This window comes from Lacinutrix algicola, assembly GCF_001418085.1.
Taxonomy (GTDB): Bacteria; Bacteroidota; Bacteroidia; order Flavobacteriales; family Flavobacteriaceae; genus Lacinutrix; species Lacinutrix algicola.
In genome coordinates this window covers 26,597-43,857 of record NZ_LIQH01000043.1, presented here as the reverse complement: position 1 = coordinate 43,857, position 17,261 = coordinate 26,597, and the positions used below count along the sequence as shown (strand labels likewise).

Genomic DNA, 17,261 nt, shown 5'->3' with positions numbered 1-17,261 from the left:
TATTTTTTTTACACTTGTTTAAGCAAATATAATAGTCTACAATTGCTCTATATTTTATGCAAGTACTGTTTCAAAATCAAACCTTACTAAACCATCATCATCTATATTAGTAAGTTTTACTTTATGTAATGTATTAACAAGTTCTGGATTCCATGGTGCTTTTACTTTTACGTAGTTTTCTGTAAAACCATGAATGTAGCCTTCTTTATTATCACTTTCGAATAAGACAGTTCTAGAAGTTCCAATTTGTTTTTCGTAAAAGGCACGGCGCATTTTTGTACTTAATCCTCTTAACATTTTACTACGTTTACTTCTAACGTTTTTGGGCACAACGTTTTCAAAACTTGCAGCCTCTGTATTATCTCTTTCAGAATATGTAAACACATGTAAATAAGAAATATCTAATGTATTTAAAAAGTTATATGTTTCTAAAAAATGTTCTTCTGTTTCTCCTGGAAAGCCAACAATTACATCAACTCCAATACAAGCATGTGGCATTACTTCGTTAATTTTAGCAACACGATCTACATACAATTCGCGCATGTAACGACGCTTCATTAACTTTAAAATATCATTATGTCCACTTTGTAATGGAATATGAAAATGCGGCACAAAAGCTCTAGATTTACTTACAACATCTATTGTTTCGTTTTTAAGTAAGTTTGGCTCTATAGAAGAAATGCGAAGTCGCTCTATACCTTCAACTTTATCTAATGCTTGTACTAACTCTAGAAAGGTGTGTTCGTGCTTTTTATTACCAAACTCTCCTTTTCCATAATCACCTATATTAACACCGGTTAAAACAATTTCTTTAATACCTTTTGCTGAAATTTCTTTAGCATTTTTAAGTACACTTTCTAACTCATCACTTCTAGAAATACCTCTTGCCAAAGGTATTGTACAGTAAGTGCATTTATAGTCGCAACCATCTTGTACTTTTAAGAAAGCACGAGTTCTGTCTCCTATTGAATAACTACCAACATAGAAATCGGCATCATTAATATCGCAAGAATGTACTTCGCCAAAATCGTTTTTAGATAAATCGTTTAGGTAGTCTGTAATCTTAAATTTTTCGGTTGCACCAAGTACTAAATCCACTCCATTAACATCTGCTAATTCTTGTGGTTTTAACTGCGCATAACAACCAACTGCTGCTACAAAGGCATCTGAATTTGCTTTTTGAGCTTGTTTTACTATGGTTTTAAAACGCTTGTCGGCATTTTCTGTTACAGAACAAGTGTTTATAACATAAATATCGGCAGTCTCAGAAAAGTCTACGCGTTCGAAACCTTCATCTTTAAAATTTCTAGCTATTGTAGAAGTTTCAGAAAAATTAAGCTTACAACCTAAGGTGTAAAATGCGACTTTCTTTTTTGTATTTACTGGCAAAATTTAAGTTTATTATTAAATTGGTATTATATTTACTTCTTACTTTAATTTAAGGTTGCAAATTTAAGTAATTGTTTGCAAGTAAGTTTACAAGTACTTTAAAATATGACAAAATACTTACTATTTTCTTTAATAACTATTCTTGTTTTTTCCTGCGGAAATAATAACGATGATAAAAATCTAAATCAAGTATTTAGATATAATGAGCATAAAAACATTGGTTCGCTAGATCCTGCTTTTGCTAAAGACAATGCCGATATTTGGGCTGTAAACCAATTATTTAATGGTTTAGTACAAATGGACGATGCTTTAAATGTACAACCAAGTATAGCTAAAAGTTGGACTATTTCTCAAGATGCACTCACCTACTCTTTTTCGCTTAGAGACGATGTTTACTTTCATGAGCACAAATTGTTTGGAAAAGATTCTACGCGTTCTGTAAAAGCTTCGGATTTTGAATATAGTTTTAATAGACTTATCGATAAAAAAATAGCATCTTCCGGACGCTGGGTTTTAAATAAAGTTGAACATTTTTCAGCAGAAAACGATAGTACTTTTACTATTAAATTAAAGCAACCTTTTCCTGCCTTCTTAGGGTTGTTAACGATGAAATACTGCTCTGTAGTTCCAAAAGAAATTGTAGAACACTTTGGTACAGATTTTAGAGCAAACCCAATTGGCACTGGTCCTTTTAAATTTAAACGTTGGGAAGAAAATATTAAACTGGTTTTTAGAAAAAATATTAATTATTTTGAAAAAGACAACAACGGCAACAGCTTACCTTACTTAGAAGCTATTGCCATTACTTTTTTACCAGATAAACAAAGTGAATTTTTACAGTTTATTCAAGGTAATTTAGATTTTTTAAACTCTTTAGATGCGTCTTATCAAGATGATATATTAACCAGTAAAGGAGAATTAAGAGCTAAATACGAAGCGAATATTAATATGATTCGTGGTCCTTATTTAAACACTGAATATTTAGCATTTTATATGGATTCTGAAGCTTCAGAAATGCAATCTAAGTTAATTAGACAAGCTGTGAATTTTGGTTTTGACAGACAAAAAATGATGACTTACTTGCGTAACGGTATTGGAATTCCTGCAAATGGTGGTTTTATTCCTAAAGGGCTACCAGGTTACAATGCTAATATTGGTTATACTTACAACCCAGAGAAGTCTAAAGCTCTTATAAATCAATTTAAAGAAGAGACTGGCAACAATTCTCCAGAGCTAACTATTACAACTACAAGTAACTATTTAAACTTCTGTGAATATATACAAAGAGAATTACAAAAAATGGGCTTAATAGTTAATGTAGATGTTATTCCTGCATCTACGTTAAAAGGTGCTAAGGCAAATGGTAAACTCGATTTATTTAGAGCCAGTTGGGTGGCAGATTATCCAGATGCTCAAAACTACTTATCACTTTTTTATAGTGAAAATTTTGCTCCTAATGGTCCTAATTATACTCATTTTAAAAGTGACGACTTTAATACTTTGTATACACAGTCTTTTTCTGAAACTAATTCTAAATCTAGAGAAACACTATATACTAAAATGGATAGTATAGTAATGCAAGCGGCTCCAATAGTTCCTTTGTATTATGATGAAGTGGTGAGATTTACACAAAACAATGTAAAGAATTTAGGCATAAATCCTATAAATATGTTAGAATTAAAACAGGTTACGAAAGAATAGTAGTAGAATACCAATTTCTTTTTGCTTTACTGTTATTAATACAGATAATAAAATAAGTATCTAAAAATTAATTTTTAGTGTTTTTTCTTCAATAACCTTCTTTTCAATTAAAATACCGTAGACAATTAAAATAAAACTTACTGTCAAAAATGGCAATAAACGTGCTAATTTAAAATCTCTATTATTAGTAAAGCGTAAGCAATACATTATCTTACCTAGAACAAAAAATAACATTCCAAATATAAATCTAAAATTATTAACGTGATTAATTACCGCAATACTTTCAATCCAAAATAAAATTAAAGCTGTTAGAGTATAATAATGATATTTGTCTTTTTTGATTTTTTAAATAAAAAACAATTAATAAAGACTTGGTTATATACCTATATGGAACAATTTCTAGATTAAGTTTTCTCCCAAATATTTATGACTAAAGTTAGAAAATAGACAATAGCAAAATATGGTTTTTTAATATTAAATAGGTTATCAAGCATTTGAGGAGCTTTAAAATTATTTATTAATATCTTCTATTTTATATTTAAAATTAAACGAGTTTAAACTTATTCTATATTCATATTTACTGTACTCTTATTTTCTTTTAATATCCCTAACACTATTAGGTATTGTGCTAAGCAATAAAAAAACATAACTGTTATTTTATTATATGCTATTAATGGATTAAAAAACATTTTAAGGATATTAATACTATCGGCAATCATAAATGCTATAACCCCAAACATTACTAGCCAAAAGCTAATAACGTTAACCTCACCTCTTCTTAAATAAGCAAATTGCATTATTAACATAGCAACAAACAAATAGATTAGTAACGGTATAAAATACTTACCTAAGTTATTATATACTATAGACATAATAATACTCATGTAAATAAAACAAAAAAGTAAAAAAGGAATTAGTTTAATGATATTAAAATCTTCTTTATTTAAAAACCGAATAGAGTAACAGATTTTAGCAACACCAAAAAACATGGCAGCGATAATAAAGTAGACCATATCACCATTATTGCCCGAAATAAAGAAAAAATCGCCAAAAACAAATAAGCATAAGGCTGCCGTAACTAAGTTTTTTTTATCACTATCTTTTTGATTTGTATTAAAAAGAAAAAAAAGTAATAAGCTTAAACTTAATAGTATTTTCGAGAAATATCTATAAAAATATAAAGTATCATTATTCTTAAAAAAGGCATCTAAAATATATAAACCTAAATATAGAATTGAAAATCTAAGTGTGGTTTTAAAAATAAATTTCATATTGATAATTGCGATATCGAATATAAACCTTTAATTTAAATTTAACAATTAATAACTTACAAAAAAAATCTTTAATAGCTCATTACCAAGTACTAAATAAATTTACTCTCTTCTAAACTTTTTGGTTTCTTCAAAAACATATTCTAAAATAGATTGATCTGCTTCTGTAAAATCTAGTCCTCTTCTAGACATTACAACTTTACAAACCTCGAAAGCTTTTTTAGTTAAATAGGTAGTAAAACCACTACTTCCTCCCCAACTGTAGCTTGGTACAAAATTTCTAGGAAAACCACTTCCAAAAATATTAGCATTAACTCCTATAACTGTTCCTGTATTAAACATAGTATTAATACCACATTTACTATGGTCTCCCATCATTAAACCACAAAACTGTAAGCCTGTTCTAGCAAAACCTTCTGTATTGTAATCCCATAGTCTTACCTCGGCATAATTATTTTTAAGGTTAGAATTATTAGTATCTGCACCTAAATTACACCATTCTGCTATTACAGAATTTCCTAAAAAACCATCATGTCCTTTATTAGAATATCCAAATAAAACAGAGTTATTTACCTCTCCACCTACTTTACTATGTGGACCAACTGTAGTAGCACCATAAATTTTTGTAGCTAGTTTTAAAGTTGCGTTATCACACAAAGCTAATGGTCCACGAACCACACTGCCTTCCATAATTTCGGCATCTTTACCTATGTAAATAGGACCTGTACTTGCGTTTAGTGTGGCAAACTCCAGCTTTGCTCCTTCTTCAATAAAAATGTTTTCTGGAGCAATTATATTGTTAGATTTTGGTATTGGCTGTGATTCTCTATCCTTAGTTAACAATTCGAAATCTTGAGCAATAGCTTCACCGTTTTTAGCAAAAATATCCCAAGTATGTTCAATTGTAATTACATCTTCATTATACTCTATAGCATCAAATGTTTCTAAATCTATATCTTCTTGATCTTCTTCTGTATAAAAAGCAATTACTTCTTCATCTTTAAAGATCGCTTCATTCTTTTTAAGATTCTTAATTTTATCAACCAAAATTTCTGTTGGTAAAAAAGACGCATTAATCATTACATTAGCTTCTAGCTCTACCATTGGCCATTTCTCAGACAAATAATCTTCAGTTACAGTAGTTGTAGTTGCTAGTAAATGCTTTTCCCATTTTTCGCGAATGGTTAAAATACCTACTCTAATATCTGCAACTGGTCTTGTATAAGTAAACGGTAATAATTGATTTCTTGCTGGACCGTCAAAGAGAATGTAATTCATTTTTAATTTTATAGTTTAAAGCTTAGAGTTGTGTTAATGCACCTCTAAAAACTTAAGGTTATAACAAAAATAGCATAATTGTAGAAAACAAAAAAGCCTTTCATTTATATGAAAGAGCTTTTTAATATGATGTAAGCTAAATTATTTTTTGAATTTAGCGTATTTGTTTTTGAATTTATCGATACGACCTGCAGTATCAATTAATTTAGATTTACCTGTGTAAAAAGGATGAGACGTTCTAGAAATTTCCATTTTTACTAATGGATATTCAACACCGTCAACTTCTAATGTTTCGTTTGTGTTAGCTGTAGACTTTGTTAAAAACACGTCTTCGTTAGACATGTCTTTAAATGCTACTACTCTATAATTTTCTGGATGTATATCTTTTTTCATCTCTAAATGCTTTTATTGTATTCTAAATTCGAGGTGCAAATTTAATCATTTTTTACAAACACACACTATTTTTTTAAAAATAATTTAAACTTATTTCTGTAACGTTTTTTTATCTTTGACAACTAACTAAATATATACAAACTAATAAACTACAAAAATATGGAAACTACAACAAAATCATCTGCAATTAATCTAGGTATGTATCTAGGAGTCTTAATGTCTGCTATAACAATATTAGGTTATGCTGCATATCTAGAACTATTAACAAAATGGTGGTTAGGGATAATTCTTTTTATAACAATTATTGCGTTTGGTATCGTGTCTGCATTAAAATCTAAAAAAATGCAAGATGGCTTTATTACTTTTAAAGAAGCATTTAGCTCTTACTTTATTACTATAGCTATAGGAATATTAATTAGTATGGTGATAAGTATCATAATATTTAATTTTGTTGATCCAGAAGCAGCATTAATATTAAAAGAAAAAACAATTGAAGCTTCTGTACAAATGATGCGTAGTTTTAATGCTCCAGAAGAAGCTGTTGCCGAAGCTGTAGAACAAATGGAAGCTCAAAAAAATCAGTTTTCTATTGCGCCTCAATTACAATCTAATGCTATATTTTTAATAATTCAGGCTATTATTGGTCTTATTGTAGCTTTAATAGTAAAAAGAAACCCAGAAAACGCATAATAGTTTTATATTTGAAGTAACAATTTTCAAAATAATACATGGATATATCTGTAGTCATACCACTACTTAACGAACAAGAATCAATTACAGAATTACACGATTGGATTGCAAAAGTTATGCAATCCAATCGTTTTTCTTATGAAATACTATTTATAGACGACGGCTCTATAGATGATTCTTGGAAAACTATAGACGTACTTTCTAAAACAAATGCTAACGTAAAAGGTATTCGGTTTTTAAAAAACTTTGGAAAATCTCAAGCACTACATGCTGGTTTTGAAAAAGCACAAGGTGATGTTATTATTACAATGGATGCCGATTTACAGGATAATCCAGAAGAAATACCTTCGCTTTACAACAAGATTATTAATGAAAATTTCGATCTTGTTTCTGGATGGAAAAAGAAACGTTACGATAATAAACTTACAAAAAACCTACCATCTAAACTCTTTAATTGGGCTGCCAGAAAAACATCTGGTGTTAAACTTAACGACTTTAATTGCGGTTTAAAAGCCTACAAAAACATTGTTGTTAAACATATTGATGTTAATGGCGAGATGCACCGTTACATTCCTGTACTAGCTAAAAACGCTGGTTTTACAAAAATTGGAGAGCAAGTAGTACAACATCAAGCTAGAAAATACGGTGAAACTAAATTTGGTATGGAACGCTTTGTTAATGGCTTTCTAGATTTAATTACCATTTGGTTTATTTCTCGTTTTGGAAAAAGTCCTATGCACTTATTTGGTGCTTTAGGTGTTATTATGTTTACTATTGGTTTGCTGTTTTCTTTATATTTAGGTATCGATAAATTGTTTTTTCATATCGACGGAAGATTAATTACGCAAAGACCACAATTTTATATCGCCTTAGTTACTATGATTATTGGTACTCAGTTTTTTGTCGCTGGTTTTTTAGGTGAAATTATTTTACGTTCTAAACAAAACAAAAAACGTTACTTAGTTAAGGAAGAACTAAACCTAAACCACAAAGAGTAGAATTAACACAGCCTTAATTCTAATTTTTTTATAATGCTTATTTTTACATTCTATTAATTTACTATCCTAATTATGATACACATAGAACCAGAATTACTAAACAGAGTCAATACTTGGCTAACTCCAGCATTTGACGAAGACACACAATCTCATATTAAGGATTTAATAGCTACAAATCCAAAGGAACTAAAAGAATCTTTTTATAAAGATTTAGAATTTGGTACTGGTGGTATGCGTGGCGTAATGGGCATTGGCACCAATAGAATTAACAAATATACCTTAGGAAAAAACACGCAAGGTTTAAGCGATTATATGCACAAAGTGTTTCCTAACGAAACATTAAAAGTCGCTATTGCTTTTGATTGTAGACACAATAGTAAATCTTTAGCAAAAGTTGTTGCTAATGTGTTTTCGGCTAATAATATTGAAGTATTCTTATTCGAAGACCTTCGTGCTACTCCAGAACTTTCTTTCGCTTTAAAACATTTAAACTGCCATTGTGGTATTGTTTTAACAGCATCTCACAATCCTCCAGAATATAATGGCTACAAAGTATACTGGCAAGATGGCGGACAATTAGTGCCACCTCAAGATGGAGAAATAATAAATGTTATTAATAATTTAGATTATGCTGAAATTAAATTTGAAGCAAACGAAAATCTAATCAATTATATAGGTAAAGAAGTAGATGATGTTTTTATTAATGCATCTGTTAAAAACGGAAGCTTTAATACTTCCGCGGAAGCGAGAGAAAAATTAAACATTGTATTTACCTCACTTCATGGTACATCTATTACAGCTGTACCAGAAACATTAAACCGAGCAGGCTACACCAATGTTAATATAGTTGAAGAACAACGCGAACCAAATGGCGATTTCCCAACTGTAGTCTCTCCAAATCCAGAAGAGCCAGAAGCCTTAAAAATGGCAATAGAATTGGCTACTAAAACAGATGCTGATATTGTAATTGGTACAGATCCAGATTGCGATAGATTAGGTGTTGTTGTGAGAGATTTAGATAACGAGCTTGTTATTTTAAACGGAAATCAAGCCATGTTGTTAATGACGGATTTCTTATTAAAACAATGGCAGAGTGAAAACAGAATAAACGGTAATCAATTTATTGCAAGTACTATTGTTTCTACTCCAATGATGAGTGTTTTAGCAGAGTCTTACAACGTAGAATCTAAAATTGGTTTAACCGGTTTTAAATGGATTGCTAAAATGATAAAAGACTTTCCAGAGCAAGACTTTATTGGTGGTGGTGAAGAAAGTTTCGGGTTTATGGTTGGCGATTTTGTTCGCGATAAAGACGCTGTTACCTCTACTCTACTAGCATGCGAAATTGCGGCACAAGCAAAAGCAAAAAGCAGTAGCGTTTACCAAGAATTAATTAAACTATATATAGAACATGGTTTATACAAGGAACGTTTAATTTCTATAACTAAAAAAGGAATTGAAGGCGCTAAAGAGATAAAACAAATGATGATTGATGCTCGTGAGAATCCATTGAAAAATGTAAACGGTGAAAAAATAGTTTTAATAGAAGATTATCAGTCGTCTATAGCAAAAAACATTCAAAGTCAAGAAGAATATATTTTAGATGTTCCAAAATCTAATGTTTTAATTTATTATACAGAAGATGGCAGTAAAATTGCCTTAAGACCAAGTGGTACAGAGCCTAAAATTAAATTTTATATTAGCGTAAATACGACATTAGACAATGTGTCTGCTTTTAAAGCAACGGAACAACAATTGGAAGATAAAATCGATGCTATTTTAAAAGACATGCAGCTTAAATAAATGAAAAAAATAATAATTCAATTATTACCCTATATAAAAAAGTATAAAAAACACGTTTTTTTAAACGTAATTTTCAACTTATTATATGCACTATTTAGTGCCTTAGCATTTATATCTTTAATACCTATGCTAAACGTATTATTTGGTCAAACCGAAGATGTTACAGAAGCACCTGTTTGGAAAGGTATTTCTGGAATAAAAACATACGGAGAACAATTACTAAATTACAAAGTAAGTAGCTATTTAGACAATGGTAATGCTCAAATGGCTTTAGTAATAGTTATAGGTTTAGTAATTACTACATTTTTACTTAAAAACCTTTTTGGATACTTTTCTATGCAACACATGATGTATTTAAAAAATGGAATTTTAAATAATCTTAGAAAAGAAATGTATGATAAGATTATTAACCTACCTATAGGCTTTTATGCAAAAAGACGAAAAGGAGATGTAATGGCAAGAATATTAGGAGATATTAACGAAATGCAAAATTCCTTTTTTATTGCTTTAGAATTAATTGTAAGAGAACCAGCTACAATCATTTTTTCATTAATTTTCATGTTCACTTTTAGCTGGAAATTAACTCTTTTCGTTTTATTCTTTATTCCTGTAGCAGGAATTTTAATTTCTAGATTAGGGAAAAGTTTAAAAAGTAATTCGCTAAAAGCACAACAAGAGTCTGGAAAATTAATCTCTATTGTTGAAGAATCCTTAAGCGGATTAAAAATTGTTAAAAGTTATACTGCTGAAAAAATATTTAAAAACAATTTCACAAACTCAGCAGACAGAATATTAAAACTATCTAATAAAATAGGCTTAAAAAACAATCTTGCAGGACCTGTTAGCGAAGTTTTAGGAATTACAACAATAGCTGTATTACTTTGGTATGGAGGACAACTTGTTTTAGTAGAAAAAATTATTAAGGGCACAGATTTCTTAGCTTTTATGGGACTTGCTTATGCTATTTTAACACCAGCAAAAGCTATTAGTAAAGCTTCATATAAAGTTAAAAATGGTATGGCAGCAGCAGATCGTGTGTTCGAAATTTTACATGAAGAAGATACAATGCCAGATGTACAAAATGCTAAGTCCTTAGAAACTTTTAATAACGAAATAGCAATTAATAATATTACATTTAAATACAATAACGATCCTGTTTTAAAGAATTTCTCTATTAAAGTACCAAAAGGAAAAACAGTAGCATTAGTAGGACAGTCTGGTTCAGGAAAAAGTACGATTGCAAATTTACTTACTCGTTTTTACGATGTTAACGAAGGTAGTATAGAAATAGATAACAATAACATTAAAGACATTACCAAGAAATCACTTCGTGACTTAATGGGATTAGTTACACAAGATTCTATTTTATTTAATGATACTATTAAAAACAATCTTTTAATTGGTAAAGAAAACGCTACAGAAGAAGAGATTATAGAAGCCTTAAAAATAGCTAATGCCTGGGAATTTGTAAAAGATTTATCTAAAGGCATAGAAACTAATATTGGTGATGCTGGAAATAATTTTTCTGGAGGACAAAAACAACGCTTAAGTATTGCAAGAGCTGTTTTAAAAAATCCTCCAATTATGGTTCTAGATGAAGCCACCTCAGCATTAGACACAGAAAGCGAGCGTATAGTTCAAGTTGCTTTAGAGAACATGATGAAAAACAGAACCTCTATTGTTATAGCGCATAGATTATCTACGATTCAAAATGCAGATAAAATAATTGTCATGCATAAAGGAGAAATTGCAGAGCAAGGAAAACATAACGAACTTATAGCAATGAATGGTATTTATAAAAAACTAGTAGATATGCAAAGCTTCGAGTAGCTTCAAGAGATCAACACAAATAGAAAAAGGATAAACATTACGTTTATCCTTTTTTTGTTCTATGCATAAAATTGGGGCATAAAACATAAGTATTATTTTCTGTAATAAATTTAGGACATAAATAGTTAACACCCAAATAATTTGCACTTTAATCGTTTAAATACATCTTTTAATCGTACTTTATAGTGTGCAAACAAAATTCAATCAATATCTATTCATCAATAAACTACAAAAAGAGTATATTTTTAAAAGAATATTACATTTACATTAAACCATATTAAACTTTAGTAGTCTAAAAGAAAATAGATTTAGTGACAACAGAAACAGAACTTATATCTCAATTACAAGCTAAAGGCAATAAAGATGCTGCTTTTAGAGAACTTATAGCGCAATATAAAGAGCGTTTGTATTGGCATATAAGAAGTATTGTAAAATCTCATAACGATGCAGATGATGTGCTTCAAAACACATTTATTAAAGTCTATAAAAGTATTGATGGTTTTAAAGGAAATAGCAAACTCTATTCTTGGCTCTATAGAATTGCAACAAACGAAGCGATTACGCTAATAAACAAAAATGCAAAACGGTTACAGATAACCAATGAAGAAGTACAGAATTTAGCCATAGATAATATGGAATCTGATGTTTATTTTGAAGGTGATGCTATACAACTTAAGCTTCAAAAAGCAATTGCAACCTTACCAGAAAAGCAACAACTGGTTTTTAATATGAAATATTTTCAAGACATTAAATACAAAGATATGTCTGAAATTTTAGATACTAGTGAAGGCGCATTAAAGGCTTCTTATCACATAGCAACAAAAAAAATTGAAGCCTATTTAACTAATAATTAAACTATTTAATAGTTTTGAAGTCCTAATAGTAGTAAACAATTAAATATTTCCGATGTATCGGAAAGTAAACATGAAAAACGAAAACTTACATAACATTAAAGATTCAGGATTTAAAATTCCTCAAAATTATTTTGAAGGATTAGAAGACTCCATTTTAGCCGAAGCTAAACTTAAAAATTTAGTCAGTGATTCTGGTTTTAAAACACCCGAAGGTTATATAGATAATTTTACTGTTTCTGTAAAAAAAGAAACAAAAGTTATCTCTATTTTCTCTAGGAAAAATATGGTAATGCTTTCAAGCATCGCTGCAGCATTAGTATTATTCTTTAGCTTAAACGTTTTTGATAATTCACCTTTATCCTATAACGATTTAGACACAACTACTGTAGATAATTACATTTTAGACGAAACTGAAATTGGAGATTTAACTGCTCTTTTTCAAGATAATGAGTTAAGCGAAGGACAGTTTATTGAGTATACAATAAGTGACGAAACATTAAACAGCTACTTAGAAGATGAATATATTCAAGATTTATATTCAGAATAAAACAAAAATGAACCGAGCGTAAAATAAATTTAAATTAAAGAATACAAATTTTAATACGCGAACACATTTTACCTCTTAAAAAAAACAAAAATGAAAACAATATTAATACCTTTTTTCGCTTTACTATTGTCAATTAATAGTTTTGCACAAAAGCCCGATAAGGAAAAAATAAAAGCCTTAAAAGTGGCTCATATTACGGAACAATTAGATTTAACAGCAAAAGAAGCTCAAGCTTTTTGGCCAGTTTACAATGCTAACCAAGAAGCACACTATAAACTTAGAGACAATAAGGTAAGAAATCGATTAGAAGAATTATCTCGTTCAGAGTCTGAGACTATAATAACTGAGACAGAGGCAAAAGAACTATTAGAAAAGATATCTAAAATTGAAGAGACTAAGTATAAAACTGAAAAAGATTATTATCAAAAATTAAGTTCAATTCTTTCTTCAACAAAAATTTTAAAACTAAAATTTGCCGAATACTCTTTTAGATCAAAAATGATAAAAGAATTTAAAAGCAGGCATAAAGGAGAAAAGCCTAAAAAATAATTAAAAAAAAGCAGCCAATGGCTGCTTTTTTTATGTAAAAAATTTATCTAAAAGTAAGTTTAGCAATCCTCTTGCTTCCTGCTGCATAAGCAACACTATCGTTTACAAAACGAAGTGTATAAAAACCTTCGTCGCTTAAATGCCTCCATGAATCTCCTGCATCGTTAGAATAGTCTATACCTTTAAAACCAATGGCAACTAATTCTTTAGCCTCTCTTCCAGGAATATACTGTACACAACTTCTATAACCAGGATTTTGGTTTTGCGCAACTAATTGCCACGTTTTACCACCATCTGCCGTTCTTATTTTATTAGCAGAACTGTCTGCAGGTTTTGTATAATCTCCTCCTATGGCAAATCCGTTTTTATTATCGTAAAAATCTAAACTATACATACCTTGTGGTCCGTTACCTTGTACTATTGGAGTATTAAAAACTTCCCAAGTTTCTCCTTTATTTGGAGAATACAAAATACGACTTGCTCCTCCTCCAGTTGCTACCCAAGTTTCGTCTCCTACAATTGCAATATTAGTATCGCTTGCTGCAAAGGCTGCTTCATCGTTTATAGCTTCCGGTAGTATATCGCAGGACAGTTTATTCCATGTGTCTCCGCCATCGCGAGTTATAATAATACTTAAACAACTATCTGTTGGATCTCCAATTGCAATACCTTCTTTATCGTTCCAGAAAGCCATAGCGTCATAGAATGCTTTTTTGTGATCTTCTTGGTAAACAATTTCTTTACCTGACTCACCTTGTTTAATAACGTAAGCTGGTGAACCTATTGAAAGTAAAAATGCCGCAGTACTAGTGGATGCTACTGCTCTAAAATTAAATTTAATCGAATCGATACTTATTAAATAAGGAGGTGTAATCCAATAATTATCTCTATGTGAGTCATAATTATAGCTACCAAATTGACCGTTTGACGTTGCATATAACAATTCATCCTTTCCAATAATATCTATAGCTCTTACATTTAAAGAAGAATCTCTTAAAATTAAACCTATCTCAACTTCATTAAAATCTCTTGGAACAAAAACTACTTCATTTTCAGCAACTTCATTTTTACATGAAACTAGTGCTAATGCGACACAAAATACAATAAGAAAGTTCTTCATAAATTTTAAATTTCTATAAAAGTAAAAAAGCTTCACGACATAATCGTGAAGCTTTTAAAAAATAGTCGATTTTCATTTAATATTGATATAAAACGTATAAATCATATTACACAACTAATATGTTAGCATAGTGCATATTTGTTTACAAAACGCTTGTGTCTCTTAGTTCCTTTACAATCAAATTCAAAAAAAACAAAAGAATCTACTTATAACAAAAATTAGGAATAGAAATTTTCACTACGCTTCTAATACTGCTTTCAAATAAAAAAGCTTCACAAATAATTGTGAAGCTAAAAAAAACAAAAAAATGCTATCAATCAATTCTCATTTTTAAGTGCTTTAATATCTGTTATTAATTGTGCAATTGAGGCTCTATTTAAACCGTTGTAAATTCCTCTTATATGCTTATTCTTATCTATTAATAAAAAGTTTTCAGTATGAAGAAAATCATCAATAGTTTTTACTTCTCCTAAGTCACTTTCTACAAAATAATGATCTCTTCCAAGCGCATAAATTTCATTTCTATCACCTGTAACTAAATGCCATTTATTATCTATAACATTATTGTTATTAGCATAGTTTTTTAGAGCAGAGACTGTATCTGTATTTGGCATTACTGAATGCGACAATAATAAAATGTCGTCATCCTCTTTAAATTCTTCCTGAATTTTCGCCATGTTGTCAGTCATTTGTGGACAAATACCAGGACAGGTTGTAAAAAAGAAATCCGTTATATATATTTTATTCTCAAAAGTACTCTGTGAAATAGTATCTCCTAATTGGTTTAACAATTTGAAATCGGGAATTTTATGAAAACTTTTTTCTTCTTTAGAACCAGGCGTCAACCAATGAGGAGTAAAAGATTCGTCTTGATAAAACGGTAAATAATCTACTCGACTAGTTTCAACAACTTTAATATTTTCTTTTTTTATCTGTTCTTTACAACTTATTGTAAGTACTAATAAAAATAGTAATACGATTCTATATTTTTTTATTTCTAATAATAACTTCATCTTCTAATCTATAACATGAATTTGCTCTACTTAAACCAAAAATACGACCATTTTTAGCTTCATAATTAACATATTGTTTACCGTTAGCTAACCAAGCTTTTTGGAAACCATGTTCTTTTCCATCAACAAAGTTTCTTAATTTAAACAATTGCCCACTTGAATACCATTTTCGCTCAACGCCTTGCTTAACGCCTTTCTCGTAATAAGTTTCTCCTGATAAAACACCATTATCCCACCATGTTTTATACTCACCTACTAAACGGTTGTTTTCGTAATAAGATTCCAACTGAAGGGTTTCGTTTTTGGTCCAGCGTCTAGCAACACCTTCTCTTCTACCATTGTAAAATCCCCATTTTTCTTCTAAAGTACCATTTGGGTATAACTTTATAGAGTAGCCGTTGAATGGTTTACCTTTATAATACCATCTTCCTTTATTACCATTAAGAACCAATTCTTTTTTTAGTACTTCAACAGTATCTATAACAATAGTTAAATCCTCATTAGTAACGGTATTAGCACTTTTACTAGATGAAGCTTCATTACAACTCGTTATTGAAAAAGTAATAAGTATAAAAAAAAGAATTGGTTTCATATTTTATAAATGTTAGTATCCTTGAAAAGGTCCTGCAAAAAGAACATAGGCAGGTGTATATGCGTAATTACCTGTAGTATAGACTTCATTAATAATATGATAATGATACTCTTCCTCTCCAGCTGTATACTGTGTAGTAGATGTATGACCTCCTGACGCATCTAAATCTGTAGGATTTGTTCCTGTAGAATTACATTGTCTTCCATAAATAAATACACCATCAAGCAATATACCAACTAAACTATCATCATCGCTAGAAATTGGTGTAGGTTCTAAGTGATAATGATACACACCAGGACCTTTATGACCACCAGCCCAATCTAAACTTCCAGCAGCATCATCTAAATCTCCTGCACCTTCTTGGTCGTTAAATATAGACGCACCACTAACGGCAATACCAATAGTATTTAATTGTGTAGAAACAGTACTACCTGTTAAATTTGGTATGGCATCAACTGTAAAACTTGCAGCCTCTCCTTGACCTCCACCAATATAAGTGTTTTGAGTTGTTTTCACAACACCGGCACTAGTTTCATCAAGATAAAGTGCATTATCCTCTTCCCAATAAATTGAAGTATGATCTGGAAAACCTGTTGTTTCAATATAGACTTCAGTTCCATCATCTGATAAAATAGCGGTAACTGCATCTGCATTAAACGCTCCATAGGCAGCATGCAACTCTGTTACTACTTCTTCGTCTGCAATTTCATCGGTATCATTACTATCTGCACTTGTTGAACTATCATCGTTACTAGTACACGCAAATACAGCAAAAGCTGTAATTGCAGTTAATATTAAAGGTTTAAAATTTGTTTTCATGTTTATATATATTTATTGTTTTAGTCTTTAGATGCTGAAATAAAATAAAACTTGTGTTTTATTTTAAAAATTTTATTTTTTATCTCTTACCTCCTCTTCTTTCAGGTTTAGGTGCTTTTTCTAACTCTTCTTTAGAAATAAAACCATCACTATCTGTGTCTATTTTTGAGAAACCATCTTTTAATGGTCCTTTTGCTTCATCTTTAGAAATCTTACCATCGTTGTTAGTATCCATTTGTTCTAACATTTGAACCGCATTAGGACGTTCTCCACCACCTTGTTTACCTACTCTTCTTTCGGTTTGCTCACTTTTACTAGTTGTTGTATTTGAGTTTGTGGTGCCGCAGCTTGTAAATGCTACTAATAATGCTATTACTGCTATATTTCTTAATTGATTTTTCATTTTATGTGTTT

18 protein-coding genes are annotated in these 17,261 nt (G+C 30.0%); 8 read left to right on the top strand and 10 right to left on the bottom strand.

Annotation, left to right across the window (positions count from 1 at the left end):
* Positions 1-54: 54 nt before the first annotated feature.
* Positions 55-1,389, bottom strand: a complete 1,335-nt coding sequence (mtaB, locus tag ASC41_RS15785; RefSeq protein WP_055437628.1) for a tRNA (N(6)-L-threonylcarbamoyladenosine(37)-C(2))-methylthiotransferase MtaB — start codon at positions 1,387-1,389, stop codon at positions 55-57.
* A gap of 105 nt (positions 1,390-1,494) precedes the next feature.
* Here mtaB and ASC41_RS15780 point away from each other — a divergent pair, with 105 nt between their 5' ends.
* Positions 1,495-3,090, top strand: a complete 1,596-nt coding sequence (locus ASC41_RS15780; protein ID WP_055437627.1) for an ABC transporter substrate-binding protein — start codon at positions 1,495-1,497, stop codon at positions 3,088-3,090.
* A 60-nt stretch (positions 3,091-3,150) separates the two neighbouring features.
* Here ASC41_RS15780 and ASC41_RS17330 read toward each other — a convergent pair whose 3' ends face one another.
* The 4 genes from ASC41_RS17330 to ASC41_RS15765 form a co-directional block, all read right to left on the bottom strand.
* Complete coding sequence (locus ASC41_RS17330) at positions 3,151-3,432, bottom strand: lysoplasmalogenase family protein (RefSeq protein WP_083477234.1); 282 nt, start codon at positions 3,430-3,432, stop codon at positions 3,151-3,153.
* Positions 3,433-3,650: 218 nt separating this feature from the next.
* Positions 3,651-4,361, bottom strand: coding sequence for a lysoplasmalogenase family protein (locus tag ASC41_RS15775; RefSeq protein WP_055437626.1), 711 nt, complete (start codon positions 4,359-4,361; stop codon positions 3,651-3,653).
* Between the two features lie 102 nt (positions 4,362-4,463).
* Positions 4,464-5,639 carry a GlmU family protein gene (locus ASC41_RS15770; RefSeq protein ID WP_055437625.1) on the bottom strand — a complete coding sequence of 392 codons (1,176 nt, stop codon included), beginning with the start codon at positions 5,637-5,639 and terminating at the stop codon, positions 4,464-4,466.
* Between the two features lie 141 nt (positions 5,640-5,780).
* Complete coding sequence (locus ASC41_RS15765; RefSeq protein WP_055437624.1) at positions 5,781-6,032, bottom strand: type B 50S ribosomal protein L31; 252 nt, start codon at positions 6,030-6,032, stop codon at positions 5,781-5,783.
* Between the two features lie 159 nt (positions 6,033-6,191).
* Here ASC41_RS15765 and ASC41_RS15760 point away from each other — a divergent pair, with 159 nt between their 5' ends.
* From ASC41_RS15760 to ASC41_RS15730, 7 genes are all read left to right on the top strand, one after another.
* Complete coding sequence (locus ASC41_RS15760) at positions 6,192-6,722, top strand: DUF4199 domain-containing protein (RefSeq protein WP_055437623.1); 531 nt, start codon at positions 6,192-6,194, stop codon at positions 6,720-6,722.
* 38 nt (positions 6,723-6,760) lie between these two features.
* A complete protein-coding gene (locus tag ASC41_RS15755) occupies positions 6,761-7,720 on the top strand; it encodes a glycosyltransferase family 2 protein (RefSeq protein ID WP_055437622.1) in 960 nt (319 codons plus the stop codon).
* Positions 7,721-7,792: 72 nt separating this feature from the next.
* Entirely contained in the window at positions 7,793-9,523 is a 1,731-nt protein-coding gene (locus ASC41_RS15750; RefSeq protein WP_193786902.1) for a phospho-sugar mutase, read from the top strand.
* Complete coding sequence (locus tag ASC41_RS15745) at positions 9,524-11,353, top strand: ABC transporter ATP-binding protein (RefSeq protein ID WP_055437621.1); 1,830 nt, start codon at positions 9,524-9,526, stop codon at positions 11,351-11,353.
* A 311-nt stretch (positions 11,354-11,664) separates the two neighbouring features.
* Positions 11,665-12,207, top strand: a complete 543-nt coding sequence (locus tag ASC41_RS15740) for an RNA polymerase sigma factor (protein ID WP_055437620.1) — start codon at positions 11,665-11,667, stop codon at positions 12,205-12,207.
* 70 nt (positions 12,208-12,277) lie between these two features.
* Complete coding sequence (locus ASC41_RS15735) at positions 12,278-12,754, top strand: hypothetical protein (RefSeq protein WP_152971496.1); 477 nt, start codon at positions 12,278-12,280, stop codon at positions 12,752-12,754.
* Between the two features lie 90 nt (positions 12,755-12,844).
* The gene (locus ASC41_RS15730) at positions 12,845-13,303 is read left to right on the top strand and encodes a hypothetical protein (RefSeq protein WP_055437618.1); all 459 of its coding nucleotides are present in this window, start codon (positions 12,845-12,847) and stop codon (positions 13,301-13,303) included.
* A 43-nt stretch (positions 13,304-13,346) separates the two neighbouring features.
* Here the strand turns inward: ASC41_RS15730 and ASC41_RS15725 are convergent, their stop codons facing one another.
* The 5 genes from ASC41_RS15725 to ASC41_RS15705 all read right to left on the bottom strand — a co-directional run bounded on the left by ASC41_RS15725 (position 13,347) and on the right by ASC41_RS15705 (position 17,250).
* Positions 13,347-14,423, bottom strand: a complete 1,077-nt coding sequence (locus tag ASC41_RS15725; RefSeq protein ID WP_055437617.1) for a beta propeller repeat protein — start codon at positions 14,421-14,423, stop codon at positions 13,347-13,349.
* Positions 14,424-14,740: 317 nt separating this feature from the next.
* Positions 14,741-15,436: an SCO family protein gene (locus tag ASC41_RS15720; RefSeq protein ID WP_055437616.1), complete on the bottom strand. Its 696-nt coding sequence runs from the start codon at positions 15,434-15,436 to the stop codon at positions 14,741-14,743.
* Positions 15,405-16,028, bottom strand: coding sequence for a toxin-antitoxin system YwqK family antitoxin (locus tag ASC41_RS15715; RefSeq protein ID WP_055437615.1), 624 nt, complete (start codon positions 16,026-16,028; stop codon positions 15,405-15,407). Before ASC41_RS15715 ends, ASC41_RS15720 begins: the two co-directional genes overlap by 32 nt.
* A gap of 12 nt (positions 16,029-16,040) precedes the next feature.
* Positions 16,041-16,847 (bottom strand): YHYH protein, encoded by an 807-nt coding sequence (locus ASC41_RS15710; protein WP_055437614.1) that lies wholly within the window; start codon positions 16,845-16,847, stop codon positions 16,041-16,043.
* 79 nt (positions 16,848-16,926) lie between these two features.
* Positions 16,927-17,250, bottom strand: a complete 324-nt coding sequence (locus ASC41_RS15705; RefSeq protein ID WP_055437613.1) for an EF-hand domain-containing protein — start codon at positions 17,248-17,250, stop codon at positions 16,927-16,929.
* Between the last annotated feature and the right edge of the window lie 11 nt (positions 17,251-17,261).

Coding starts and splice junctions, on each gene's coding strand:
- ASC41_RS15780 (WP_055437627.1), top strand. CDS start 1,495: ATGACAAAATACTTACTATTTTCTTTAATAACTATTCTTGTTTTTTCC.
- ASC41_RS15775 (WP_055437626.1), bottom strand. CDS start 4,361: ATGAAATTTATTTTTAAAACCACACTTAGATTTTCAATTCTATATTTA.
- ASC41_RS15770 (WP_055437625.1), bottom strand. CDS start 5,639: ATGAATTACATTCTCTTTGACGGTCCAGCAAGAAATCAATTATTACCG.
- ASC41_RS15765 (WP_055437624.1), bottom strand. CDS start 6,032: ATGAAAAAAGATATACATCCAGAAAATTATAGAGTAGTAGCATTTAAA.
- ASC41_RS15760 (WP_055437623.1), top strand. CDS start 6,192: ATGGAAACTACAACAAAATCATCTGCAATTAATCTAGGTATGTATCTA.
- ASC41_RS15755 (WP_055437622.1), top strand. CDS start 6,761: ATGGATATATCTGTAGTCATACCACTACTTAACGAACAAGAATCAATT.
- ASC41_RS15750 (WP_193786902.1), top strand. CDS start 7,793: ATGATACACATAGAACCAGAATTACTAAACAGAGTCAATACTTGGCTA.
- ASC41_RS15745 (WP_055437621.1), top strand. CDS start 9,524: ATGAAAAAAATAATAATTCAATTATTACCCTATATAAAAAAGTATAAA.
- ASC41_RS15735 (WP_152971496.1), top strand. CDS start 12,278: ATGAAAAACGAAAACTTACATAACATTAAAGATTCAGGATTTAAAATT.
- ASC41_RS15730 (WP_055437618.1), top strand. CDS start 12,845: ATGAAAACAATATTAATACCTTTTTTCGCTTTACTATTGTCAATTAAT.
- ASC41_RS15725 (WP_055437617.1), bottom strand. CDS start 14,423: ATGAAGAACTTTCTTATTGTATTTTGTGTCGCATTAGCACTAGTTTCA.
- ASC41_RS15720 (WP_055437616.1), bottom strand. CDS start 15,436: ATGAAGTTATTATTAGAAATAAAAAAATATAGAATCGTATTACTATTT.
- ASC41_RS15715 (WP_055437615.1), bottom strand. CDS start 16,028: ATGAAACCAATTCTTTTTTTTATACTTATTACTTTTTCAATAACGAGT.
- ASC41_RS15710 (WP_055437614.1), bottom strand. CDS start 16,847: ATGAAAACAAATTTTAAACCTTTAATATTAACTGCAATTACAGCTTTT.
- ASC41_RS15705 (WP_055437613.1), bottom strand. CDS start 17,250: ATGAAAAATCAATTAAGAAATATAGCAGTAATAGCATTATTAGTAGCA.